We start from the raw sequence: 21,742 nt of genomic DNA, 5'->3' as shown, positions 1-21,742 counted from the left end.
GGGGCGCCATTGCGATAGGCGGCGCAAACGGCGCGCCAGAGTGCAAAAATGGCCGACCAGACGGCAGCGCGAAACGGCCGGATTCATGCTGGTTGAATAGACAACTTATTCAATTTCTAAACAAAACCTGCTCGCGGTTGAACCACCAGCGGCACAGGGCCAGCAGGGCGCCGGCAGTCAGCGTGGTCGACAGCAGGATGACCCAGAACATGCTGTAGTCCATCGTTCCTTTCACCAATTCCTTCATCGCGAGGGAAACATTGGTCATCGGAACCATCGCCCATTTCCAGTTCAGCTCGACACCGGGCAGCAGCGCCACCAGGGTTGGCAGCACGGTCACGATGATCAGCGGCGAGATCAGGCCGGCCGCCTCCTTGTAGCTTTTGGCGTAGACCGAGATCGACAGCAGGATGGCGGCGAAGATGGCGGCGGTGGGCACCAGCATCAGCGCCACCATGGTCAGGTCCAGCAGGCCGATGGCGCGCACCATCTGCACCAGGTCGCCGCCCAGCATGGGGCCGAAGAAAGTCAGCAGCATGCCCATGCTGCCTATCATCAGCAGCGCCGAGGTCAGGCCCACCGTGAACAGCATCAGGAACTTGGCCATCACCAGCGCGGTGCGCGAGACCGGCGCCAGCAGCAGGGTCTCCAGCGTGCCGCGTTCCTTCTCGCCGGCGCCGGTGTCGATCGCCGGATACATAGCGGCCATCAGGCACACCATCAGCAGGATGTAGGGCAGCATGCCGCCGACCACGGCGCCCATCTGCTCGCGCTTGTCGGCGGTGGAGTGGTCTTCCAGCGTGATCGGGTCGAGCGCGTAGCGCAGCTGCTCCTTGTTGAGGTTGAGCGCGGACAGCGCCTGTTCGCGCAGCAGGCGGTTCTGGCCGCCAATCACCGACATCACGCGCTTGCGCGTCAGGTCGACCGTGACCGCGCTGTTGTAGTGCAGCGCGATCACCGCTTGCTGATGCTGGGCAAGGCTCGCTTCGAAGCCGGCCGGTATCACCAGCGCGAACTTGATGCGGTCGTCGCCGATGGCGGTCTTGATGTCGGCCGGGCTGCCCAGCACCACTTCGCGGAAGCCTTTTTCCCTGGCGAAGCGTTCGGCCAGCCTGGGCGCGTTGTCCTTGCCGAAGATGGAGTAGGTCATCTCGGCCTGGCTGGCCTGCTTGAACATGCTCTGCGAAACGTAGCCGAATCCGGTGAAGATCAGCGGCATCGCGAACACCGGGATGAACACGGTGAAGAAGAAGGTGCGGCGGTCGCGCGCCAGTTCCAGCAATTCCTTGAGGTAGATGATCCACATGGCTCAGGCCTCCTGGTTGATGACGCCGACGAAGGCGTCGTACAGGTCGGCGCTGCCGCCCAGGTGACGCAGCTCGTCGACCGTGCCGTGGAAGGCGGTCTTGCCGTGGTTGATGACGCAGACGCGGTCGCACAGCTTTTCCACCTCGTGCAGGTGGTGGGTGGAGAAGATCAGCGGCACGCGCAGCGCCTTGTAGCTGGCGATAAAGTCCAGCAGGATCTTGGCCGACATCACATCCAGGCCGGTGGTCGGCTCGTCGAGGATGACGATCTGCGGTTCGTGCACCACGGTGCGGGCGATCGAGCATTTCTGCTTCATGCCGGTGGACAGCTGGTCGGCGCGCTTGTTGCCGTACTCGGTCATCTGCAGCAGTTCGAACAGCTCGTCGCAGCGGCGCTTCAGGTAGGGCGGGCTCATGCCGTGCAGGCGGCCGAAGTATTCGACGTTTTCGCGCGCGGTCAGGCGGCCGTAGAGGCCGGTGGTGCCGGATAAAAAGCCGATGTGCTGGCGCGCCGCCACGGGATCGTGCAGCAGGTCGACGCCGTTGGCGTGTATGCTGCCTGCGTCGGGTTTCAGTGCGGTGGACAGCAACCGCAGGGTGGTGGTCTTGCCGGCGCCGTTGGGACCAAGCAGGCCCAGCACCTCACCGGGGGCGCAGCGGAAGCTGACGTCGCGCACCGCGTGGAACCAGCCGTCGTGATCGCGCGGATCGCGCGCCTGGGCCGGCTTGCCGCCGCGCGACGGCAGGCGAAAACGCTTGGCGAGACCCCTGACCTCGATCATTGTTCTGTCCCTTGTTAAAAATATTTCAAGAGTAGCATGTAAAAATTCTCGCGCGCAAGCCACTCGCTGTACAAATGTCTTGCTATAGTCGGATATGGGAGAACAACAAAAAATGCATCCTCAATTGCAGGAAAAAATTCTGGCGGTCACCCATTGCGGCGTCGACCGCAGCGAGTCCACCGGCTTCTTTCGCGTGGCGCTGGGCCTGTTTTACCTGTCGGGCCTGATGACCAAGGAAACGCTGGACTTCGCCAAGCTGGACCGCGACTTCAACCGCTTCATCTATCACAGCATCGGCAAGGGCCACAGCATCACTAGCATCCTGCAATACATGAGCGGGGAGAAGGTGGTGCCGGTGGTGGAATCCAAGCGCTTCCTGCGCGCGTTTGCCGAGCACTGCCCGGAAGTGCCCGTCGAGAACATCCCCTTCCTGCTGGGCTTGAACCTGAGCGTGGCGAAAGACATTTCCAAGATCGATGTGCGCGGCCCGGTGGCTGACTACATCGAACGCCAGCGCCAGTTGCGCGAAGCGGCCGAGGCAAACTGAGGCGCTCACCTCTATAATATTGCTTTCGTCCGAATTCGAGTTTTCCTATGGCCGCACATCACCACACTCCGCTGGACCGATTGATTGCCGGCGCCGACAAGGCGCTGCGCGTGATCACCGGCGTCGCCTCGGCATCGCGGCCGACGCCGGCGCTGCACGCGGCCGACGCCCAGATGAGCGAGGCGGAAACCCGCCACAGCGCCGGGCTGATGCGCGTGAACCATGTGGGCGAGGTGTGCGCGCAGGCGCTGTACAACTCGCAGAGCCGCTTTGCCAAGACCGAGCAGATGCGCGCGCAGTTCGAGCAGGCGGGCAGGGAAGAGGAAGACCATCTGGCCTGGACCGCGCAGCGGCTGGGCGAACTGAACTCGCATATCAGCGTGCTCAATCCGCTGTTCTATGCCGGCGCGTATGCGCTGGGCACGGTGGCGGCGGTGCTGGGCGACGCGCGCAGCCTGGGCTTTGTGGTGGAGACGGAGCGGCAGGTGGAGGCGCATCTGGCCAGCCATCTGGACAAGTTGCCGCCGCAGGACGCCAAGTCGCGCGCCATCGTTGAACAGATGCGGCAGGATGAGATCGAGCACGGCGCCGCAGCCCAGGCACTGGGCGCCTCGCAGACGCCGGCCCCGGTGCAGACGGTGATGGCGGTGATGGGCAAAGTCATGACCAGCACCGCCTACTATATCTGACTCCGCCGCCGTCGCTGCCCCCATTGGGGGCAGCGACTTCCCGCGCAGGCGGGAATCCATACTCAGCATGGATCCCCGCCTGCGCGGGGACGACGTCAAGCCTCGATAATCTCGAACGAATGGGTGATCTCGGCAGTCTTGCCGAGCATGATGGACGCCGAGCAGTACTTGTCGTGCGACAGCGTGATCGCCCGTTCCACCGCTTCAGGCTTCAAGTCCTTGCCGGTCACGGTGAAGTGGAAATTAATCTTGGTGAACACCTTCGGCTCCGTGTCCGCGCGCTCGGCGGTCAGCGTGCACTCGCAGCCGCGGATGTCGGCGCGGCCCTTCTTCAGGATCAGCACCACGTCATAGGCCGTGCAGCCGCCGGTGCCCAGCAATACCATCTCCATCGGACGCGGCGCCAGGTTGTGGCCGCCGCCCTCCGGCGCACCATCCATGTTGACCATGTGGCCGGAGCCGGTCTGGGCCAAGAAACTCATGCCCGACGGGCCATTCCAGCTGACTTTGCATTCCATCATTCTCTCCGTTAAAAATCGTTGCGCATATTGTAAAGGAGTCCGGCCAGACTGGCTTGCATGAGGTTTTTTTGCTTGCCGTGACCGCCAACGGCTTGCATACTTTGTGATCCAGATCAAGGAGGCATGATGAACCAGGCCATCAAGTACCTTTGTTCCTATGGCGAGCTGACGGAGCCGGGCACCACCCCGCTGGGGCCGCTGGCCGACGATTTCACGCTCAATTCGCCGGTCGGCGTGCATGCCGATAGCTTCGGCAGGCTGTGGGTGTGTGATACTGGCAACAGTCGCGTGCTGGTCTTCAATGCCGATCTGTCCGCACTGCTGCACGTGATCGAGGGCCCTGGCGACGACACGCCCGACGCGCCGCGCCTGCTGATGCCCTTCCACGTCTGCCCGCATCCCACCCACCAGCTGATGTATTGCACCGACATGGGCCACGGCCGCGTGGTGGCCTTCGCTTACGACGAACACGAGATCTGGTTCAGCTATGCCTTCGGCGAGGGCGACAGTCATTACCTGCCATTGTCCGATCCGAACGGCATCACCGTGGTGCGCGAGCGCGACGGCGTCGACTACCTGTATGTCTGCGACGAGTTCTTCCACACGACCGACAGCCTGGCCAGCCGCTGCGTCAAGTTCACGCTGGACGGTGAGTTCATCAGCCAGTTCCGCCACGTCGCCGGGCCGCAAGCCAGCCATGAACTGCTGTGGCCGCAAGGCCTGGCCAGCGACGCGCAAGGCAATCTCTACCTCGCCAACACCGGCCACTACGAAGTGCTGAAGATCAGCACCGACTGGCCCGTCGTCGACGAATGCGTGCAGGCGCCGCACGATATGGTGATGCTGCACCAGCACGGCAAGCCCACCGGCATCGGCAAGTTCAACGTGATGCGCTCGGTGTGCGTGATCGGCGACCGCGTGTTCGTGCCGGGACATATCGAGAACGCCATCACGGTGTACGACCTGGAGGGCAAGCAGGTCAACGTGGTCAGCGGCCTGCTGCCTTTGTGGAACCACAAGCTGGAGCCGGTGCACAGCCTGTCCGATTTCGCCTACGGCGCGCTGGAGGACGTGGTGTTTGTCGGGCCGTACCAGATCTGCGAAGCGGAAGGCGAGCCGGACGTGTATTTCATCAGCGAGCCGTTCGCGTCCAGCGTGATCAAGGTGCGCATTCCGCGCATCCAGGGCGAGGAGGAGGCCTTGCTGATCGAGTCGGTCGGCCACCGGCGCGATGGCCAGAGCCGCCAGAACCGGTTGCGTTCGACCTCGCAATTCAATTGCATGACGTCGGTGATCGGCTTCAAGCGCGAACGCCGAATCGTGCCGCGCGAACCTGTGGCCGGCGGCAACTGGATCGATCAATGGGCCAGTGCCACGACCAGCATCTACAAGTACTGGTACGACCAGTTCCGCACCCACATGGGCATCGATCCGCTGGCGCGCATGGCCAACGCATCGCTGAACATCGATTCCGGCAACTGGTGCATGAAGACCTTCAACACCGAGAGCGATCCCTACCATCAATTGCAGGACATGATGCGCGGCTTCTTCGTGCCGGGCGACCTGGCGATGGACGTCTACTATCCACACACGCCGCCGCTGGGGCAGATCTGTCCCGGCACGCCGATCGTGTTCGTCACCAACTTCAATCTGTGCACGGTGACGATGTACCAGTTCAACCCGGCCGGCTACCTGATCAACTACGGCGTGCCGTTCGGTCGCGAGGGTATAGGCGGCGACGGCACGCTGAAGGCGCCGCAGGGCATCGCCGTCAACAGCCAGGGCGAGATCTACATCGCCGATTCGCTCAACAACCGGATCTCGATGTGGCAGATCCAGCCGACCGGCTACGTGGTGTTCCGCAAAAACTTTCGCTGGCACTCGGACGACGATTTCACGCCCTGCGACATCGCCATCGACGCCCAGGACCGCTTGTTTGTCTGCGACCAGTTCAACAACTGCCTGCGCGTGTTCGACCGCGAGGGCAAGAGCCTGTGGAGCTACGGCCAGCTTGGCTATTGCGATGATGTTAATGTTGACTACGAAAAGTTCATGCTGCCGGCCAGCGTCTGCATCGACGGCGACCGCCTGATCGTCAACGACCTGGTCAATCGCGCGCTGAAAGTGTTCCGCATCGGCGACGATACGCTGACTTACGAAACCGGCATTTCCGTGTTCAAGAAGTACCCGGACGCCGGCGGCGTCTGGATGCCGTACTTCATTTACGCCGACCGCGGCCGCCTGTACGTGCCCGACACGACTTTCAATGTGGTCAATGTTTTCCGCTACGGGGCCGCGGAGCCTGATTCCGTCGGCATTGCGGCTTGACTCGGCAGGGCGTTCCCGCTTATACTTGTCGGCTTTCCGTTCGCTCAGGAAAGTAAATAAGAAGGCCGAGTCCGCTGAAGCCATGGCGGAACCACCATTTGAGCGTGTTTTATTATTTAGGAAGTCAACATGAAAACTTTTTCCGCTAAGGGCCATGAAGTCCAGCGCGATTGGTTCGTGATTGACGCGACGGACAAAGTCCTCGGACGTGTTGCCAGCGAAGTGGCACTCCGACTGCGCGGCAAACACAAGCCAGAATTTACTCCTCACGTCGACACCGGCGATTTCATCGTCATCGTCAACGCAGGCAAACTGCGCGTGACCGGCACCAAAGCAACCGAGAAGACCTACTACCGTCACTCGGGCTACCCAGGTGGCATCTATGAGACCAACTTCCTGAAAATGCAACAGCGTTTCCCAGGCCGTGCTCTGGAAAAAGCCGTCAAAGGTATGCTGCCGAAGGGCCCACTGGGCTACGCAATGATCAAGAAGCTGAAAGTGTACGCTGAAGGTTCGCACCCGCACGCTGCTCAGCAACCTAAAGCACTCGAAATCTAAGGAACTGACATGATCGGTAACTACAATTACGGCACCGGCCGTCGCAAGAGTGCAGTAGCTCGTGTGTTTATCAAAGTTGGCACTGGCCAAATCATCGTTAACGGCAAGCCAGCGGCTGAGTACTTCTCCCGCGAAACCGGCCTGATGGTTATTCGTCAACCGCTGGAACTGACCGGCAACGTCGAACGTTTTGACATCAAAGTCAACGTTCACGGCGGCGGCGAGTCCGGCCAGGCAGGTGCTGTGCGTCACGGCATCACCCGCGCTCTGATCGACTACGATGCAGCGCTGAAGGGCGATCTGGCACGCGCCGGCTTCGTTACCCGCGATGCACGTGAAGTTGAACGTAAAAAAGTTGGTCTGCGCAAAGCACGTCGCGCAAAGCAATTCTCGAAGCGTTAATTTTTACGCTGTGGTGCGCTGCTTGCGGCGCGCCAAGAAAAAAGCCGCCGGCCCTGTGTCGGGCGGCTTTTTTGCTATCTGGCAGGCGTGTTTTGCAGCGTCACACGTCTGTCGCATATGCCTGATAAAATGGCAGTCCCTTCTACGCATTACCTCATTCAAGGAAAGAACATGATCAAAGTTGGCATCGTCGGCGGCACCGGATACACCGGAGTGGAATTGCTGCGACTGTTGGCAGTCCACCCTGATGTGCAGCTGACGGCTATCACGTCGCGCAAGGAAGATGGCCTGCCGGTTGCCGATATGTTCCCTTCGTTGCGCGGCCGCGTGGACATCGCCTTCTCGTCGCCGGACAAGGCCGACCTGAGCAAGTGCGACGTGGTGTTCTTCGCTACCCCGCACGGCGTCGCCATGGCGCAGGCGCCCGCGCTGCTGAAGGCCGGCGTCAAGGTGATCGACCTGGCGGCGGACTTCCGCATCAAGGACAAGGCTGTCTTTGAAAAATGGTACAAGATCGACCACACCTGCCCGGAGCTGCTGGAAGAGGCAGCCTACGGCCTGGCCGAACTGAACCGCGACGCCATCAAGGGCGCGCGCCTGGTCGCCAATCCGGGCTGCTATCCGACCACCATGCAACTGGGTTACTACCCGCTGCTGAAGGCCGGCCTGATCGACGCCGGCGCGCTGATCGCCGACTGCAAGTCCGGCGTGTCCGGCGCCGGCCGCAAGGCTGAGATCGGCACGCTGTTCTCGGAATCGAGCGACAACTTCAAGGCCTACGGTGTGGCCGGCCACCGCCACACGCCGGAAACCTCGGCGCAGCTGCAGAAGTTCACCGCCGACAAGGTCGGCCTGGTGTTCACGCCGCATCTGGTGCCGATGATCCGCGGCATGCATTCGACCCTGTACGGCCGCCTGACCAAGGATGTCAGCAACGAACAGCTGCAGGCTTTGTTCGAAGAACAGTACAAGGACTCGCCGTTCGTCGACGTGATGCCGTTCGGTTCGCATCCGGAAACCCGTTCCACGCGCGGCTCCAACATGCTGCGCCTGGCGCTGCACCGTCCGGACAACGGCAACACCGTGATTGTGCTGGTGGTGCAGGACAACCTGGTCAAGGGCGCGTCCGGCCAAGCGGTGCAGTGCATGAACCTGATGTTCGGCCTGGAAGAAACCACCGGCCTGACCCAGATCGCGCTGCTGCCGTAAATCAAAGTGCGGCAGGGCGGGGATAGTAAATTAGTAATTCCCGCCCACTCCGCTTGCAGAAAGCCGCACATGATAGCTATGGACAGCCTGATCGGGGCCGCCACCCGCATACGAGGTAATTTGTTGTTTCGCGGCGGTCTGCGCGTTGATGGCGAGGTCATCGGCAACATTGTCGCGGATGCAGGACATCCCAGCTATCTCGTCATTGCCGAGCATGCGCGTGTGGAAGGCGAGATACGCTGCGATCATCTGGTGGTCAACGGCGAGGTGCAGGGTTGCGTTTTCAGCGCGGATTTGCTTGAAATTCAACCGAGTGCCCGTATCATTGGAGATGTCAGCTACAAAGTCCTGGAAATGCACGGCGGCGCACAGGTGTTGGGTACATTGACCCATCGCGACAGCTCCGGCGTGGGATCGCTTTTGGCGGTCTCTGGAGCATAAATTACGCCAACGGTCTATAATGGACCAAATGTTTTCACGTAGGAGTCTGAAATGAATGCTGTCGCCGAATCGCTAGATGTAATCCCGTCGCCTATTATCTTCACCGATAGCGCGGCTGAAAAGGTCGCCCAACTGATCGAGGAAGAGGGCAATCCTGACCTGAAGCTGCGCGTGTTTGTGCAGGGTGGCGGCTGCTCCGGCTTCCAGTACGGCTTCACGTTTGACGAAATCGTCAACGAAGACGACACCACGATGGTCAAGAACGGCGTCCAGCTGCTGATCGATTCGATGAGCTACCAGTACCTGGTCGGCGCGGAAATCGACTACAAGGACGACCTGGAAGGCGCTCAATTCGTCATCAAGAACCCAACCGCGACCTCGACCTGCGGCTGCGGCTCTTCGTTCTCGGTATAAATTGCGCACAGCCGGCCTCGGCCGGCTGCGTTAAACGGCGGACAACTCCGGTTGTGCCGCCGTTTTTGTTTGGGCGGCGCGATTGAGCGTTAACCCGCAACCCGGCCACCGGGGTCTGACCCCGGACGGGTCAGACCCCTATCGGCCGCAGTGCGGGGTCAGCGGGGGTAGAGCGCGCCCAGCACGCGCTCGCCTGCGGAGCCCGTCACGCCCGGCAGATTGCCCGCCAGCCGCTCGGTGAAACGGTAGCCCAGCCAGGCGAAGGCCATCGCCTCGACCCGGTTCGGCGCCACGCCCAGCGCTTGCGTCGATGCCACCACCACTTGCGAGCCCAGCGCCGCGCCCAGCTCATCCATCAGCACGCCGTTGTAGGCGCCGCCACCGCAGACGTAGACCGCGTCCGTGCCCGCGCCATAGGCTTGTATCGCCTGCGCCAGCGTGAGGGCTGTCAGGCGCGTCAGCGTGCGCTGCACGTCTTCCGGCCCGGCGCCTGGGAACGCCGCCAGATGCCGCTCCAGCCAATCGATGTGGAACAGGTCGCGCCCGGTGCTCTTGGGCGCCGGCAGCGCGAAATATGGCTCGGCCAGCATGTTCGCCAGCAGGCCCGGAATTTCCTTGCCGCTGGCAGCCCAGGCGCCGTCCAGGTCGAATTCCTTGCCTTGGTGGCGGGCTATCCACGCATCCATCAGCACGTTGCCCGGGCCGGTGTCGAAACCGGTCACCTTGCCATCGGCCAGCACGCTGATGTTCGAGATGCCGCCGATATTGGCCACCACCCGCGTCTGCCCGGCCTTGCCGAACAGCGCCTGGTGGAAGGCCGGCACCAGCGGCGCGCCCTGGCCGCCGGCGGCGATGTCGCGGCTGCGGAAGTCGGCGATCACGTCGATGCCGCACAGCTCGGCCAGCAGGGCGGGGTTATTGGTCTGACGCGTAAAGCCCAGTTCTGGACGGTGGCGGATGGTCTGGCCATGCGCCGCCACCGCGCGGATGTCCTGCGCCTGCAGCGAGGCGTCGTCCAGCAGCGCCTTGACGCACTCGGCGTAGCACCGGGCCAGCTGATTGGCGGCCAGCGCCTCGCGCTCGATCTCGTTGTGGCCGGCCGCCTGCAGGTCCATCAGCTCGACGCGCAGCGCGGGCGGGAAGGGCACGTAGGCGGCCGCCAGCGTGTCGATGGCGTCGCCGGTGAAGCGCGCCAGCGCGCCGTCCACACCGTCCAGGCTGGTGCCGGACATCAAACCGATATACAGAGACATTGTGGCATCCAGAAACAGAAAAACGTATTTTGCCTGAGTCGGCGTGTGCTGTCGCACAGAAGAAGTGGCCTCGACGGCGCATGCTGATAAAAAAACAGGCCGCTGGCGCGACCTGTTTTGATGAAGCTGAATTGAAACCTTACTTCGCCGCGACGCGGGTGCCGCCGGAGCCGCCCGGCTGCAGCAGCGCGAAGCGGTGCGACATGTCGGAGGCGTAGGTTTTGAAGCGCGACATCTCGGCTGCCGTCAGCGGCGCCTGAGCTTGCACGTTCATCGTGCTTGGATCCTTGGCTTCGCCGCCGACGCGGAATTCGTAGTGCAAGTGCGCGCCGGTCGACCAGCCGGTGGTGCCGACGTAGCCGATCACGTCGCCCTGGCTGACCTTGCTGCCTTTTTTGATGCCAGGCGCAAAGCGGCTCATGTGGGCGTAAGCGGTGGTGTAGTTGGCCCAGTGCTTGATCATGACGAAATTGCCGTAGCCGTTCTGGGTGCCGGCGAAATCGATCACGCCGTCGCCCGATGCGCGGATAGGGGTGCCGGTCGGTGCCGGGAAGTCGATGCCTTTGTGCTGCTTCCACTGGCCGGAAATCGGATGCACGCGCATCGCGAAGCCTGAGGAAATACGGGAGAATTCAACCGGGGATTTGAGGAAGGCTTTCTTGAGGGCTTTGCCGTCAAAGCTGTAGTAACCGCCGCCCTGCTTGCTTTGTGGATCTTCGAACCAGACCGACTGATACGTCGTGCCCTTGTTGGTGAACTCGCCCGCCAGGATGCGGCCCGCTCGCACAAACTCGCCGTCCTGCCAGAACGTTTCGTAGACCACGTTGAAATGGTCGCCGCGCTTCAGGTCGCCGCGGAAGTCGATGCTGGTCGAGAACATCTCGACGATCTGCTTGACGATGGTGTCCGGCAGCTTGGCGCCGTCTTCGCTGGAATCGGTGGCCGCATACAGCGTCGAGCTGATGGTACGCGCGTGCATTTCCACGCGGCGCTCCAGCTTGGCCGCTTCTTCTTCCGCGACAAAACCGTCGCCCTTGCGGGTGACCTTGATGTTCTTGACCGGATTGTCCTTGCCATCGACCACCACGGCGCGCAGCCATTGCAGATTGCCCTCGTCGTCGGTCTGCGCCTGTACGCGCTTGCCGGTCTTGAGCTGCATGACGCCTTTCGCGACCTTATCTTTTTTGATAAAGTTCTCGGCCGCTTCATCGTCGATGCCCAGACGGGTCAACAGCGCGGCCAGCGTATCGCCGGCGCGGATTTTTTCTTCGTGGACGAAGTGTTCGTTGGACGATTGCTGTTCCAGCGCGGAGATCTGCGAGCTGAGATCCGGCAGTGCGACCGATTCCTGCACCGATTTCACCGGCAGGTCGGAAGCGTCGGGGGCGAGCGGCGCCACGCCGGCGGCACCAAAAGCACACACTGCGAGAAACAGTGCAGACGCGCTGATGATGCGCGCCTTGCGCGTGGAACCTAGCAGACTGAACAAGCGTGAGCTCGTGAATTTATGTATTTGGTTCATGCAATCAGTTAAAATTTGCCGCTTGAACTATTCAGGAACGTTTTATTTCTTCTAATTGTTATTAAAGTTCGTTTTCGTACGGCAAGATTGATGGATCGAGGATTATAACAAACTCCTGAAGCTGCCTACCTTTTTCTGAAAAATACCGCAAAAAAATATGACTACCTCTTCTTCGACACCGCCGGCCCCCTCTAAAGCATTGCCGCTGAGCGACAGCGTTCTGGAGGCCCTCGCCATCACCAAACGTGGTGTCGACGAGTTGCTGATTGAAAGCGAGTTCGCGCAAAAGCTGGCGCGTTCCGAGCAAAGCGGCGTACCGCTGCGCATCAAGCTCGGCCTGGATCCTACCGCACCTGACCTGCACCTTGGCCACACCGTTGTGCTGAACAAGATGCGCCAGCTGCAGGACCTGGGCCACCAGGTGATCTTCCTGATCGGCGATTTCACCTCGATGATCGGCGATCCGTCCGGCCGCAACGCCACCCGTCCGCCGCTGACGCGCGAGCAGGTCGAGCAAAACGCCATGACCTACTTCAAGCAGGCCTCGCTGGTGCTGGACCCCGCCAGGACCGAAATCCGCTACAACTCCGAATGGTGCGATCCGCTGGGCGCGCGCGGCCTGATCAAGCTGGCCTCGCACTACACCGTGGCCCGCATGATGGAACGCGACGATTTCAGCAAACGGTTCAAGAGTGGGACTCCGATTGCGGTTCATGAGTTCCTGTATCCGTTGATGCAAGGCTACGATTCGGTCGCTTTGAAGGCAGACCTTGAGCTAGGTGGAACAGACCAGAAATTTAACTTGCTTGTTGGCCGGGAGCTGCAGAAGGACTACGACCAGGAACCGCAGTGCATCCTGACCATGCCGCTGCTGGAAGGCCTGGACGGCGTCGACAAGATGTCCAAGTCGAAGAACAACTACATCGGCATCACCGAACCGGCCAACACCATGTTCGCCAAGATCATGAGTATTTCCGACGTGATGATGTGGAAATATTACGAACTGCTGTCGTTCCGCTCGCTCGCCGACCTGGCCGCGCTGAAGGCCACCGTCGACGGCGGCGCCAATCCGCGCGACGCCAAAGTGGCGCTGGCGCAGGAAATCGTCGCCCGCTTCCACTCGCAGGCGGCGGCGGACGAGGCGCTGAACGACTTCGTCAACCGCTCCAAAGGCGGCATCCCGGACGACGTGGCGGAAATCGCGCTGCCGGGCGCGCCGGCCGGCATCCAGCAACTGCTGAAATCGGCGGGCCTGTGCGCGTCGGTGTCCGAGGCGGGCCGCATGATCGACCAGGGCGGCGTGCGCATCGACGGCACCGTCGTCAGCGACAAGACGGTGAAGATCGAGGCCGGCACCTTCGTGCTGCAAGTGGGCAAGCGCAAGTTCGCGCGCGTCACGCTGACGGCATGATAGGCCTGCTGCAACGCGTCAGCAGCGCCAGCGTGGTGGTCGACGGCGCCACCGTCGGCGCCATCGACGGCGGCCTGATGGTGCTGGTGTGCGCCGAGCGCGGCGATACCGAGAAGGAAGCCGATGCGCTGCTGACCAAATTGCTGGGCTATCGGGTGTTCGCCGACGACGCCGGCAAGATGAACCGCAGCGTCACCGACGTCGGGGGCGGCCTGTTGCTGGTGCCGCAGTTCACGCTGGCGGCCGACACCAAATCCGGCACGCGGCCCTCGTTCACGCCGGCCGCGGCGCCGGCCGATGGCCTGCGCCTGTTCAATTATTTTGTCGGGCAGGCACGCCAAAAGCATAAAGTAGTGGAAACCGGCCAGTTTGGCGCGGACATGAAGGTAGCGCTAACCAACGACGGGCCGGTCACATTCTGGCTGCAAACAAACGCAAAATAAAACAGGTGCTTGGGAGAAGAGCATGAAACTATCGAGCGACAGCTTTCGCGATGGCGGCGTGATTCGGGCTGATTTTGCCTTGGGCAAGCTGGACGCCGACGGACAAGTCGTCCTGTCCGCCAACCGCAATCCCCATCTGGCGTGGCGCGAGGTGCCGGCGGGCACCGAATCGCTGGTGCTGCTGTGCATCGACGGCGATGCGCCGCTGGACGCCAGCAACGTCAACCGCGCTGGCTGCCTGCTGCCGGAAAGCCAGCCGCGCGGCGACTTCTTCCACTGGAGCCTGGTCGACATCCCGCTCAGCCTGCAATCGATCGCCGAAGGCGCGCTGGCGCGCGGCGTGACCGCGCACGGCAAGCCCGGCCCGGAAGCGACGCTGGACGGCGTGCCGCTGCGCCAGGGCATCAACGACTACAGCGGCTGGTTTGCGGCCGACCCGGCCATGGCCGGCGACTATTACGGGTATGATGGTCCCTGTCCGCCGTTTAACGATGAGCGCCTGCATCACTATATTTTCCGCCTCTACGCGCTGGACACCCCGCGCCTGGCGCTGGAAGGGCGCTTCACCTGCGCCGACGTGCTCAACGCCATACATGGCCACATCCTCGATGAAGCCCAATTGATCGGCAGCTACACCCTGAACCCGGCGCTGGCCGTCCAGGTGCGCCGGTCCAGAAAAAAGACCGCATGAAGAACACCACTATTTTGCTGATCCGCCACGGCGAGACCGCCTGGAACGCCGTGCGCCGCCTGCAGGGCCATACCGATATTCCGTTGAATGAAGAGGGCGCCCGCCAGGCCAACGCGCTGGCGCAGGCGCTGGCCGCCGAGCGGGTGGAGGTGCTGGTCTCCAGCGACCTGCAACGCGCGATGCAGACCGCGCAAGCCGTGGCCAACCAGTACGACGGCCTGGACGTGCAGACCGACAGGCAACTGCGCGAGCGTTGCTACGGCGTGTTCGAAGGCATGCTGTACGCCGAGATCGAGCGGCAATACCCGGCCGAGTACGCGCTGTGGCAGGCGCGCGAGATCGACGCCGTCATGCCGGCCGGTGAGCGCGAGGCGGAAAGCTTCCGCCAGTTCTACCAGCGTTCCACCGACAGCATCGCCGGCTGGGCGCAACGCCACCCCGGCCGCACCATCGCCATCGTCGCCCACGGCGGCGTGCTGGAGTGCGCCTATCGGGAGGCGGTCGGCATGTCGCTCGACAGTCCGCGCGACTTCCAGGTCAAGAACGCCAGCATCAACCGTTTCACCTGGGCCGACGGTAAGTTGGCGCTCACCAGCTGGGGCGAAGTGGAGCATCTGAGTCTGGCCGCGATGGACGATATCATCTGATGTCAAGACTGTACGGCCGCCGTCCACATAAAAAATAGTGCTTATTAATTGAGCACCCCTTCGGTTAAAATAGAGGGTTCCTTCTTCCCGTTCAGGTATCGCCAGTGCAAATCGGCCCTCATTTACTGCGCAACAACGTTTTCGTCGCCCCCATGGCCGGCGTCACCGACCGCCCCTTCCGCCAGCTGTGCAAACAGCTCGGAGCGGGCTATGCGGTGTCCGAAATGGCGGCCTCGAATCCGCGCTTGTGGGCGACCGAAAAAAGCTCGCGCCGTACCGACCATGCGGGCGAGATGGAGCCGAAGGCGGTGCAGATCGCCGGCGCCGACCCGCAGGACCTGGCCGATTGCGCCCGTTTCAACGTCGAGCGCGGCGCCCAGATCATCGACATCAACATGGGCTGCCCGGTCAAGAAGGTCTGCAACGCCTGGTGCGGTTCGGCCCTGTTGCAGGACGAGGTGCTGGTCAGGCAGATCGTCGAGGCCGTGGTCGGCGCGGTCGACGTGCCCGTTACGCTGAAGTTCCGCACCGGCTGGGACCGCGCGCATAAAAACGCGCTGAACATCGCCCGCATCGCCGAGGACGCCGGCATCGCCATGCTGACCCTGCACGGCCGCACCCGCGCCGACGGCTACACCGGCGACGCCGAGTACGACACCATCGCGGCGGTCAAGCGCTCGGTCGGCATCCCGGTGGTGGCCAACGGCGACATCACCACGCCGGAGAAGGCCAGGTTCGTGCTCGACTACACCGGCGCCGACGCCGTCATGGTCGGCCGCGCCGCCCAGGGCCGTCCGTGGATCTTCCGCGAGATCGACCATTACCTGCGCACCGGCACCCATCTGCCGGCGCCGTACGTGGACGAGGTGCGCGCGCTGATGGACGAGCACCTGCGCGCCCACTACGCCTTCTACGGCGACTACCTGGGCGTGCGCACCGCGCGCAAACACATAGGCTGGTATGTGCGCGACCTGCAAGGCGGCGAGGCATTCCGCCAGAAAATGAACCTGCTGGAATCCACCGAAAAACAACTGATTGCCGTCGATCAATTTTTCGAATCCCAGTGGAGTTACGGCGAGCGGTTACAATACCGCCTCCCCGAAGAATTGGAAGCGGCATAAGACGGCGTAGAGAGCCTAAAAAAGTCGGATCAGAAGGGTAAGCGCCTGGGTCATAAGCCCCGCAGCGATTTACCAGCGTCAACAGATTAAAAGCGAACGATATAAAATGAGCAAAGAAAGCATCCAGGAAGTAGTCCAGAAGAGCCTCGAAGATTACTTCAACGACCTGGGCGAGCAGCAGGCATCGAACATCTACGACATGGTCGTGCTGACGGTGGAAAAGCCGATCCTGGAAGTAGTCATGACGCGCGCCGACGGCAACCAGTCGCATGCCGCGCAAATGCTGGGCATCAACCGCAATACCTTGCGCAAGAAACTGCAAGAACACGGCCTGCTGTAACAGCGCGCGTTTTTCCGGCATGAGTGGCTGGGGACGGCCGCTGTTGCCGCACCTGCAATACCGAATACGTCATCCCCTCCATATTCAACCACTAGCCTCTCATAGCCATGATTAAACAAGCTCTCATCTCCGTCTCCGACAAAACCGGTGTGCTGGACTTCGCCCGCGCGCTGTCCGCCATGGGCGTCAACATCCTGTCGACCGGCGGCACCGCCAAACTGCTGGCCGACAACGGCGTGGCCGTGACCGAAGTGGCCGACTACACCGGCTTCCCGGAGATGCTCGATGGCCGCGTCAAGACGCTGCACCCGAAAGTCCACGGCGGCATCCTGGCGCGCCGCGATTTCCCCGAGCACGTGGCCAAGCTGGAAGAGCACAACATCCCGACCATCGACATGGTGGTGGTCAACCTGTACCCGTTCCAGGCCACCGTGGCCAAGGACAGCTGCACGCTGGAAGACGCGATCGAGAACATCGACATCGGCGGCCCGGCCATGCTGCGTTCCGCCGCCAAGAACCACAAGGACGTGGTCGTGATCTGCGATCCGAGCGACTACGGCGTGGTGCTGGCTGAAATGAAGGCCACCGACAACGCCCCCGGCTACGTCAGCTACGACACCCGCTTCACGCTGGCCACCAAGGTCTACGCCCACACCGCGCAGTACGACGGCGCCATCGCCAACTACCTGACCAGCCTGGACGCGACCCGCGCCCACGCCAGCCGCAACGCCTATCCGAAGACGCTGAACGTGGCGTTTGAAAAAGTGCAGGACATGCGCTACGGCGAAAACCCGCACCAGTCGGCCGCGTTCTACCGCGACGTCGTCAAGACCGACGGCGCGCTGGCCAACTACCGCCAGCTGCAGGGCAAGGAACTGTCGTTCAACAACATCGCCGATGCGGACGCCGCATGGGAATGCGTGAAGAGCATGGGCAGCTTCGACCAGAGCGCAGCCTGCGTGATCGTCAAGCACGCCAATCCGTGCGGCGTGGCGCTGGGCGCCAACGCGGCCGACGCGTACAAGCGCGCGCTGCAGACCGACCCGACCTCGGCTTTCGGCGGCATCATCGCCTTCAACGTCGAAGTGGACGCCGCGGCTGCCACCGAGCTGGCCAAGCTGTTCGTCGAAGTGCTGATCGCGCCGGTGTTCACCGCCGAGGCCAAGCAGATCCTGTCGGCCAAGCAGAACGTGCGTTTGCTGGAAATCCCGCTGGGTAACGGTGTCAACGCCATGGACTTCAAGCGAGTCGGCGGCGGCCTGCTGGTGCAGTCGGCCGACTCCAAGAACGTGCTGATCGGCGACCTGAAGGTGGTCAGCAAGCTGCAGCCTACGCCGCAGCAGCTGCAGGACATGATGTTCGCCTGGCGCGTGGCCAAGTACGTCAAGTCCAACGCCATCGTCTTCTGCGGTAACAACATGACCCTGGGTGTGGGCGCCGGCCAGATGAGCCGTATCGACTCGGCCCGCATCGCCTCGATCAAGGCGCAGAACGCCGGCCTGTCGCTGGCCGGTTCGGTGGTGGCGTCGGACGCGTTCTTCCCGTTCCGCGATGGCCTGGACGTGGTGGTTGACGCCGGCGCGACCTGCGTGATCCATCCGGGCGGCTCGATGCGCGACCAGGAAGTGATCGACGCCGCCGACGAGCGCGGCGTGGTCATGCTGTACACCGGCACCCGCCACTTCCGCCACTAACATGTCGTTCCCGCGAAAGCGGGAACCCATGCTGAGTCTCTCCCCCAGCGGCGCAAGCTGTGCATGGATTCCCGCTTGCGCGGGAATGACGTGCATCCGTGCTTGCCGCCGCTTGCCTTAGTGCATACAATTCCCCAATGATTATTCTCGGCATCGACCCAGGCTTGCGCACGACCGGCTTTGGCGTCATCCACAAGCAAGGTGCGAAGCTGCGCTACATCGCCTCCGGCACCATCAAGAGCGGCGAGGGCAGCCTGCCGGTGCGGCTGAAGGTGATCCTGGACGGCGTGGCCGAAGTGGCGCGCCTCTACCAGCCTGAATGCGCGGCCATCGAGCAGGTCTTCGTCAACGTCAATCCGCAATCGACTTTGCTGCTGGGCCAGGCGCGCGGCGCGGCCATCTGCGCGCTGGTGTCGGCGGACCTGAGCGTGGCCGAGTATTCGCCGACCCAGGTCAAGCAGGCGGTGGTGGGCACGGGCCGCGCGCTCAAGGCGCAGGTGCAGGACATGGTGGCGCGGCTGCTGTCGCTGCCCGGCCTGCCCGGCACCGACGCCGCCGATGCGCTGGGCATCGCCATCTGCCATGCCCACAGCCGCGAAACGCTGACCCTGATCGCCGGTGCCGGCAAGGGCACGACCACCGCCGCCCGCGGCCCGCTGGCCGGCCTGCGTATGAAAAACGGCCGCCTGGTCGGCTAAACATTCCTCTTTAAAGGCAATCACACGATGATCGGTCGTCTCTCCGGTATTCTGCTTGAAAAAAATCCGCCGCAACTGCTGGTCGACTGCGGCGGCGTCGGCTACGAAGTCGATGTGCCGATGAGCACCTTCTACAACCTGCCCGGCGTGGGCGAGAAAGTGGTGCTGTTCACGCACCAGGCGATCCGCGAGGATGCGCACCTGCTGTTCGGCTTTGGCAACGCCGAGGAGCGCGCGGTGTTTCGCCAGCTGATCAAGATCACCGGCGTCGGCGCGCGCACCGCGCTGTCGATTTTGTCCGGCATGTCGATTGCCGACCTGGCGCAGGCGGTGACGTTGCAGGAATCGGGCCGCCTGATCAAGGTGCCGGGCATCGGCAAGAAGACCGCCGAGCGATTGCTGCTGGAACTGAAGGGCAAGCTGGGCGCGGATATCGGCGCCGGCGGCGCGCACGCGGTGCCGGACTCGCAATCCGATATCCTGAACGCGCTGCTGGCGCTGGGCTACTCCGACAAGGAAGCCTTGCTGGCGCTGAAGACCGTCCCCGCCGGCAGCGGCGTCTCGGACGGCATCAAGCAGGCGCTGAAAGCGCTGTCGAAAGGCTGATCCGCCTCAATCGGATCGCAGGCGGCCCCGCCTATGCGGCTGCAACGGCAGGTGATTTTTCGCGGGGCGGTGGTAATTGGTCTAAACTATTTGTTGGTGGATAGCTTTGTCTGTCACGGCGGAACGCTTGCCAATTTTCGAGGTCATATTCTTGCGCAGAATGGATTTGTTATTGGCGCAACGGCATTAACCGGCAAGGACTATTCCGCCGAGCTGGCCCTTACAAGTGAACAATTGTCTGAGCTGAGGAGCAAACATGGACACATCGAATACTGGTGGCGACAACGGTTCGGGTTCGGGTTCGAATGCCTTACCGCGTCAGAAGCCCGATATCTCAGCCGGGCTCGTACAGCTGAAAGCATCATTGAAAGCCTGGAAGCAGTTGATCGATGAAGGCAAGGTAGAATCACTGATATTGAAAATCGATTCGCCGCCGGAACTGGCGGGCGTCCCTAATCGCATGCTGACTGAGCCAGAATTGCAACAGCTAATACTGAGCAAAAAACTGCAAAGCGATTACATGCAGCGAATACGGAAAACCCCGAGACTTGATTAAATAGGCAACCAGCAACTGCATGAGCATCCAGACCGACAGCTTCACCGAACAACGCATCATCGACGCGGCGCCGTCGTCGCCGAATGAGGAGGCGATCGAGCGCGCCTTGCGCCCCAAGCACCTCGATGAATATGTCGGGCAGTCCAAGATCCGCGACCAGCTGGAAATCTTCATCGCCGCCGCCCGCAACCGCAAGGAGGCGCTGGACCACACGCTGCTGTTCGGCCCGCCCGGCCTGGGCAAGACCACGCTGGCCAACATCATCGCGCGCGAGATGGGTGTGAACCTGCGCCAGACCTCCGGCCCGGTGCTGGAGCGCCCCGGCGACCTGGCCGCCATCCTGACCAACCTGGAAGCCAACGACGTGCTGTTCATCGACGAGATCCACCGCCTGTCGCCGGTGGTCGAGGAGATCCTGTACCCGGCGCTGGAGGACTACCAGATCGACATCATGATCGGCGAAGGCCCGGCCGCGCGCTCCGTCAAGCTGGACCTGCAACCGTTCACGCTGGTCGGCGCCACCACCCGCGCCGGCATGCTGACCAACCCGCTGCGCGACCGCTTCGGCATCGTCGCCCGGCTGGAGTTCTACAACACCGAGGAACTGACCCAGATCGTCACGCGCAGCGCCGCGCTGCTGAAGGCCAACATCGCCCCCGACGGCGCGGTCGAGATCGCCCGCCGCGCGCGCGGCACGCCGCGTATCGCCAACCGCCTGCTGCGCCGCGTGCGCGACTACGCCGAAGTCAAAGGCAACGGCGACATCACCAAGGCCGTGGCCGACGCCGCGCTGGTCATGCTCGACGTTGACACCGTCGGCTTCGACGTCATGGACCGCAAGCTGCTCGAAGCTGTACTGTACAAGTTCGGCGGCGGCCCGGTCGGCATCGGCAACCTGGCGGCGGCCATCGGCGAAGCGGCCGACACCATCGAGGACGTGCTCGAACCCTACCTGATCCAGCAAGGCTATTTGCAACGCACGCCGCGCGGCCGTGTGGCCACGCCGGCCGCCTACAAGCACTTCGGCGTCACACCGCCGCGCACCAATCCCAACGGCGAATTGTGGGACCTGTGATGCAGATCTGGGTCGATGCCGACGCCTGCCCGGCGGTCATCAAGGAAATTTTGTACCGCGTGGCCGACCGCGTGCCGCTGCAGGTCACGCTGGTGGCCAACCAGTTGCTGCGGGTGCCGCCGTCGCGCCACATCCGCTCGGTGCAGGTGCCGTCCGGCGCCGACGTGGCCGACCAGGAAATCGTGCGGCTGCTGGAGCCGGGCGACCTGGTGGTCACCGGCGATATCCCGCTGGCGTCGGATGTGCTGAAGAAGGGCGGCTACGCGCTCAACCCGCGCGGCGAGTTCTACACCAACGACAACATCGCGCAGATGCTGACCATGCGCGCCTTCATGGATGAGCTGCGCGGCAGCGGCGTCGACACCGGCGGCCCGGCCGCCTTCAGCCAGGGCGACCGGCAGAGCTTCGCCAACAGCCTGGACCGCCACATCAGCAAGATGCAGCGCAAGGCCTGACTATTTCATTCAAGCTACCTGCGAAAACCACC

At 62.6% G+C, this 21,742-nt stretch carries 25 protein-coding genes; 20 read left to right on the top strand and 5 right to left on the bottom strand.

The window, feature by feature from the left end; genetic code table 11:
• Nucleotides 1-109: 109 nt before the first annotated feature.
• Nucleotides 110-1,306: an ABC transporter permease gene (locus tag ACEN9O_RS04375; RefSeq protein ID WP_495616422.1), complete on the bottom strand. Its 1,197-nt coding sequence runs from the start codon at nt 1,304-1,306 to the stop codon at nt 110-112.
• 3 nt (nt 1,307-1,309) lie between these two features.
• The gene (locus ACEN9O_RS04370) at nt 1,310-2,089 is read right to left on the bottom strand and encodes an ABC transporter ATP-binding protein (RefSeq protein WP_495616421.1); all 780 of its coding nucleotides are present in this window, start codon (nt 2,087-2,089) and stop codon (nt 1,310-1,312) included.
• 112 nt (nt 2,090-2,201) lie between these two features.
• Between ACEN9O_RS04370 and ACEN9O_RS04365 the strand changes: the two genes are divergently transcribed.
• Together ACEN9O_RS04365 and coq7 are read left to right on the top strand one after the other, a co-directional pair.
• Nucleotides 2,202-2,636, top strand: coding sequence for a hypothetical protein (locus tag ACEN9O_RS04365; protein ID WP_495616420.1), 435 nt, complete (start codon nt 2,202-2,204; stop codon nt 2,634-2,636).
• A gap of 47 nt (nt 2,637-2,683) precedes the next feature.
• Nucleotides 2,684-3,325 (top strand): 2-polyprenyl-3-methyl-6-methoxy-1,4-benzoquinone monooxygenase, encoded by a 642-nt coding sequence (coq7, locus tag ACEN9O_RS04360; protein ID WP_495616419.1) that lies wholly within the window; start codon nt 2,684-2,686, stop codon nt 3,323-3,325.
• A 95-nt stretch (nt 3,326-3,420) separates the two neighbouring features.
• Here coq7 and ACEN9O_RS04355 read toward each other — a convergent pair whose 3' ends face one another.
• Nucleotides 3,421-3,843, bottom strand: a complete 423-nt coding sequence (locus tag ACEN9O_RS04355) for an OsmC family protein (protein ID WP_161083897.1) — start codon at nt 3,841-3,843, stop codon at nt 3,421-3,423.
• A 126-nt stretch (nt 3,844-3,969) separates the two neighbouring features.
• Between ACEN9O_RS04355 and ACEN9O_RS04350 the strand changes: the two genes are divergently transcribed.
• The 6 genes from ACEN9O_RS04350 to erpA all read left to right on the top strand — a co-directional run bounded on the left by ACEN9O_RS04350 (nt 3,970) and on the right by erpA (nt 9,198).
• Nucleotides 3,970-6,174 carry an NHL repeat-containing protein gene (locus tag ACEN9O_RS04350; RefSeq protein ID WP_495616418.1) on the top strand — a complete coding sequence of 735 codons (2,205 nt, stop codon included), beginning with the start codon at nt 3,970-3,972 and terminating at the stop codon, nt 6,172-6,174.
• Between the two features lie 129 nt (nt 6,175-6,303).
• The gene (gene rplM / locus ACEN9O_RS04345) at nt 6,304-6,732 is read left to right on the top strand and encodes a 50S ribosomal protein L13 (RefSeq protein WP_008445136.1); all 429 of its coding nucleotides are present in this window, start codon (nt 6,304-6,306) and stop codon (nt 6,730-6,732) included.
• Nucleotides 6,733-6,741: 9 nt separating this feature from the next.
• Nucleotides 6,742-7,134: a 30S ribosomal protein S9 gene (gene rpsI / locus ACEN9O_RS04340; RefSeq protein WP_008445137.1), complete on the top strand. Its 393-nt coding sequence runs from the start codon at nt 6,742-6,744 to the stop codon at nt 7,132-7,134.
• 171 nt (nt 7,135-7,305) lie between these two features.
• On the top strand, nt 7,306-8,343 hold the full coding sequence (gene argC, locus ACEN9O_RS04335; RefSeq protein ID WP_495616417.1) for an N-acetyl-gamma-glutamyl-phosphate reductase: 1,038 nt from the start codon (nt 7,306-7,308) through the stop codon (nt 8,341-8,343).
• A gap of 69 nt (nt 8,344-8,412) precedes the next feature.
• Complete coding sequence (locus ACEN9O_RS04330) at nt 8,413-8,784, top strand: bactofilin family protein (RefSeq protein WP_495616416.1); 372 nt, start codon at nt 8,413-8,415, stop codon at nt 8,782-8,784.
• Nucleotides 8,785-8,835: 51 nt separating this feature from the next.
• The gene (gene erpA / locus ACEN9O_RS04325; protein WP_008445143.1) at nt 8,836-9,198 is read left to right on the top strand and encodes an iron-sulfur cluster insertion protein ErpA; all 363 of its coding nucleotides are present in this window, start codon (nt 8,836-8,838) and stop codon (nt 9,196-9,198) included.
• Between the two features lie 158 nt (nt 9,199-9,356).
• On the opposite strand, the gene ACEN9O_RS04320 is transcribed toward erpA, so the two are convergent.
• Nucleotides 9,357-10,451 carry an anhydro-N-acetylmuramic acid kinase gene (locus tag ACEN9O_RS04320; RefSeq protein WP_495616415.1) on the bottom strand — a complete coding sequence of 365 codons (1,095 nt, stop codon included), beginning with the start codon at nt 10,449-10,451 and terminating at the stop codon, nt 9,357-9,359.
• Between the two features lie 139 nt (nt 10,452-10,590).
• Entirely contained in the window at nt 10,591-11,973 is a 1,383-nt protein-coding gene (locus ACEN9O_RS04315) for a M23 family metallopeptidase (RefSeq protein ID WP_495616414.1), read from the bottom strand.
• Between the two features lie 157 nt (nt 11,974-12,130).
• On the opposite strand from ACEN9O_RS04315, the gene tyrS reads away from it, so the two are divergent.
• The 12 genes from tyrS to ACEN9O_RS04255 all read left to right on the top strand — a co-directional run bounded on the left by tyrS (nt 12,131) and on the right by ACEN9O_RS04255 (nt 21,710).
• Entirely contained in the window at nt 12,131-13,384 is a 1,254-nt protein-coding gene (tyrS, locus tag ACEN9O_RS04310) for a tyrosine--tRNA ligase (RefSeq protein ID WP_495616413.1), read from the top strand.
• On the top strand, nt 13,381-13,827 hold the full coding sequence (gene dtd, locus ACEN9O_RS04305) for a D-aminoacyl-tRNA deacylase (RefSeq protein ID WP_495616412.1): 447 nt from the start codon (nt 13,381-13,383) through the stop codon (nt 13,825-13,827). The genes tyrS and dtd overlap by 4 nt, the downstream gene beginning before the upstream one ends.
• Nucleotides 13,828-13,849: 22 nt before the next feature.
• Entirely contained in the window at nt 13,850-14,518 is a 669-nt protein-coding gene (locus tag ACEN9O_RS04300) for a YbhB/YbcL family Raf kinase inhibitor-like protein (protein ID WP_495616411.1), read from the top strand.
• On the top strand, nt 14,515-15,165 hold the full coding sequence (locus tag ACEN9O_RS04295; protein ID WP_495616410.1) for a histidine phosphatase family protein: 651 nt from the start codon (nt 14,515-14,517) through the stop codon (nt 15,163-15,165). The genes ACEN9O_RS04300 and ACEN9O_RS04295 overlap by 4 nt, the downstream gene beginning before the upstream one ends.
• A gap of 104 nt (nt 15,166-15,269) precedes the next feature.
• On the top strand, nt 15,270-16,286 hold the full coding sequence (dusB, locus tag ACEN9O_RS04290) for a tRNA dihydrouridine synthase DusB (RefSeq protein WP_495616409.1): 1,017 nt from the start codon (nt 15,270-15,272) through the stop codon (nt 16,284-16,286).
• 106 nt (nt 16,287-16,392) lie between these two features.
• Complete coding sequence (locus ACEN9O_RS04285; protein WP_008445162.1) at nt 16,393-16,626, top strand: helix-turn-helix domain-containing protein; 234 nt, start codon at nt 16,393-16,395, stop codon at nt 16,624-16,626.
• 107 nt (nt 16,627-16,733) lie between these two features.
• Nucleotides 16,734-18,320, top strand: a complete 1,587-nt coding sequence (gene purH, locus ACEN9O_RS04280; protein ID WP_495616408.1) for a bifunctional phosphoribosylaminoimidazolecarboxamide formyltransferase/IMP cyclohydrolase — start codon at nt 16,734-16,736, stop codon at nt 18,318-18,320.
• 137 nt (nt 18,321-18,457) lie between these two features.
• A complete protein-coding gene (ruvC, locus tag ACEN9O_RS04275; RefSeq protein ID WP_495616407.1) occupies nt 18,458-19,018 on the top strand; it encodes a crossover junction endodeoxyribonuclease RuvC in 561 nt (186 codons plus the stop codon).
• 27 nt (nt 19,019-19,045) lie between these two features.
• On the top strand, nt 19,046-19,624 hold the full coding sequence (ruvA, locus tag ACEN9O_RS04270) for a Holliday junction branch migration protein RuvA (protein ID WP_020704911.1): 579 nt from the start codon (nt 19,046-19,048) through the stop codon (nt 19,622-19,624).
• A gap of 256 nt (nt 19,625-19,880) precedes the next feature.
• Nucleotides 19,881-20,180 (top strand): hypothetical protein, encoded by a 300-nt coding sequence (locus ACEN9O_RS04265; RefSeq protein ID WP_495616406.1) that lies wholly within the window; start codon nt 19,881-19,883, stop codon nt 20,178-20,180.
• A 19-nt stretch (nt 20,181-20,199) separates the two neighbouring features.
• Nucleotides 20,200-21,255, top strand: a complete 1,056-nt coding sequence (gene ruvB / locus ACEN9O_RS04260; protein ID WP_495616405.1) for a Holliday junction branch migration DNA helicase RuvB — start codon at nt 20,200-20,202, stop codon at nt 21,253-21,255.
• Entirely contained in the window at nt 21,255-21,710 is a 456-nt protein-coding gene (locus tag ACEN9O_RS04255; protein WP_495616404.1) for a YaiI/YqxD family protein, read from the top strand. The genes ruvB and ACEN9O_RS04255 overlap by 1 nt, the downstream gene beginning before the upstream one ends.
• The last annotated feature ends 32 nt before the right edge of the window (nt 21,711-21,742 follow it).

The organism is Duganella sp. Dugasp78 (assembly GCF_059491455.1).
Note: the sequence above shows the minus strand (reverse complement) of the source record. Positions and strands in the feature narration are given on the sequence as shown.

Coding starts and splice junctions, on each gene's coding strand:
- ACEN9O_RS04375 (WP_495616422.1), bottom strand. CDS start 1,306: ATGTGGATCATCTACCTCAAGGAATTGCTGGAACTGGCGCGCGACCGC.
- ACEN9O_RS04370 (WP_495616421.1), bottom strand. CDS start 2,089: ATGATCGAGGTCAGGGGTCTCGCCAAGCGTTTTCGCCTGCCGTCGCGC.
- ACEN9O_RS04365 (WP_495616420.1), top strand. CDS start 2,202: ATGCATCCTCAATTGCAGGAAAAAATTCTGGCGGTCACCCATTGCGGC.
- coq7 (WP_495616419.1), top strand. CDS start 2,684: ATGGCCGCACATCACCACACTCCGCTGGACCGATTGATTGCCGGCGCC.
- ACEN9O_RS04355 (WP_161083897.1), bottom strand. CDS start 3,843: ATGGAATGCAAAGTCAGCTGGAATGGCCCGTCGGGCATGAGTTTCTTG.
- ACEN9O_RS04350 (WP_495616418.1), top strand. CDS start 3,970: ATGATGAACCAGGCCATCAAGTACCTTTGTTCCTATGGCGAGCTGACG.
- rplM (WP_008445136.1), top strand. CDS start 6,304: ATGAAAACTTTTTCCGCTAAGGGCCATGAAGTCCAGCGCGATTGGTTC.
- rpsI (WP_008445137.1), top strand. CDS start 6,742: ATGATCGGTAACTACAATTACGGCACCGGCCGTCGCAAGAGTGCAGTA.
- argC (WP_495616417.1), top strand. CDS start 7,306: ATGATCAAAGTTGGCATCGTCGGCGGCACCGGATACACCGGAGTGGAA.
- ACEN9O_RS04330 (WP_495616416.1), top strand. CDS start 8,413: ATGATAGCTATGGACAGCCTGATCGGGGCCGCCACCCGCATACGAGGT.
- erpA (WP_008445143.1), top strand. CDS start 8,836: ATGAATGCTGTCGCCGAATCGCTAGATGTAATCCCGTCGCCTATTATC.
- ACEN9O_RS04320 (WP_495616415.1), bottom strand. CDS start 10,451: ATGTCTCTGTATATCGGTTTGATGTCCGGCACCAGCCTGGACGGTGTG.
- ACEN9O_RS04315 (WP_495616414.1), bottom strand. CDS start 11,973: ATGAACCAAATACATAAATTCACGAGCTCACGCTTGTTCAGTCTGCTA.
- tyrS (WP_495616413.1), top strand. CDS start 12,131: ATGACTACCTCTTCTTCGACACCGCCGGCCCCCTCTAAAGCATTGCCG.
- dtd (WP_495616412.1), top strand. CDS start 13,381: ATGATAGGCCTGCTGCAACGCGTCAGCAGCGCCAGCGTGGTGGTCGAC.
- ACEN9O_RS04300 (WP_495616411.1), top strand. CDS start 13,850: ATGAAACTATCGAGCGACAGCTTTCGCGATGGCGGCGTGATTCGGGCT.
- ACEN9O_RS04295 (WP_495616410.1), top strand. CDS start 14,515: ATGAAGAACACCACTATTTTGCTGATCCGCCACGGCGAGACCGCCTGG.
- ACEN9O_RS04285 (WP_008445162.1), top strand. CDS start 16,393: ATGAGCAAAGAAAGCATCCAGGAAGTAGTCCAGAAGAGCCTCGAAGAT.
- purH (WP_495616408.1), top strand. CDS start 16,734: ATGATTAAACAAGCTCTCATCTCCGTCTCCGACAAAACCGGTGTGCTG.
- ruvC (WP_495616407.1), top strand. CDS start 18,458: ATGATTATTCTCGGCATCGACCCAGGCTTGCGCACGACCGGCTTTGGC.
- ruvA (WP_020704911.1), top strand. CDS start 19,046: ATGATCGGTCGTCTCTCCGGTATTCTGCTTGAAAAAAATCCGCCGCAA.
- ACEN9O_RS04265 (WP_495616406.1), top strand. CDS start 19,881: ATGGACACATCGAATACTGGTGGCGACAACGGTTCGGGTTCGGGTTCG.
- ruvB (WP_495616405.1), top strand. CDS start 20,200: ATGAGCATCCAGACCGACAGCTTCACCGAACAACGCATCATCGACGCG.
- ACEN9O_RS04255 (WP_495616404.1), top strand. CDS start 21,255: ATGCAGATCTGGGTCGATGCCGACGCCTGCCCGGCGGTCATCAAGGAA.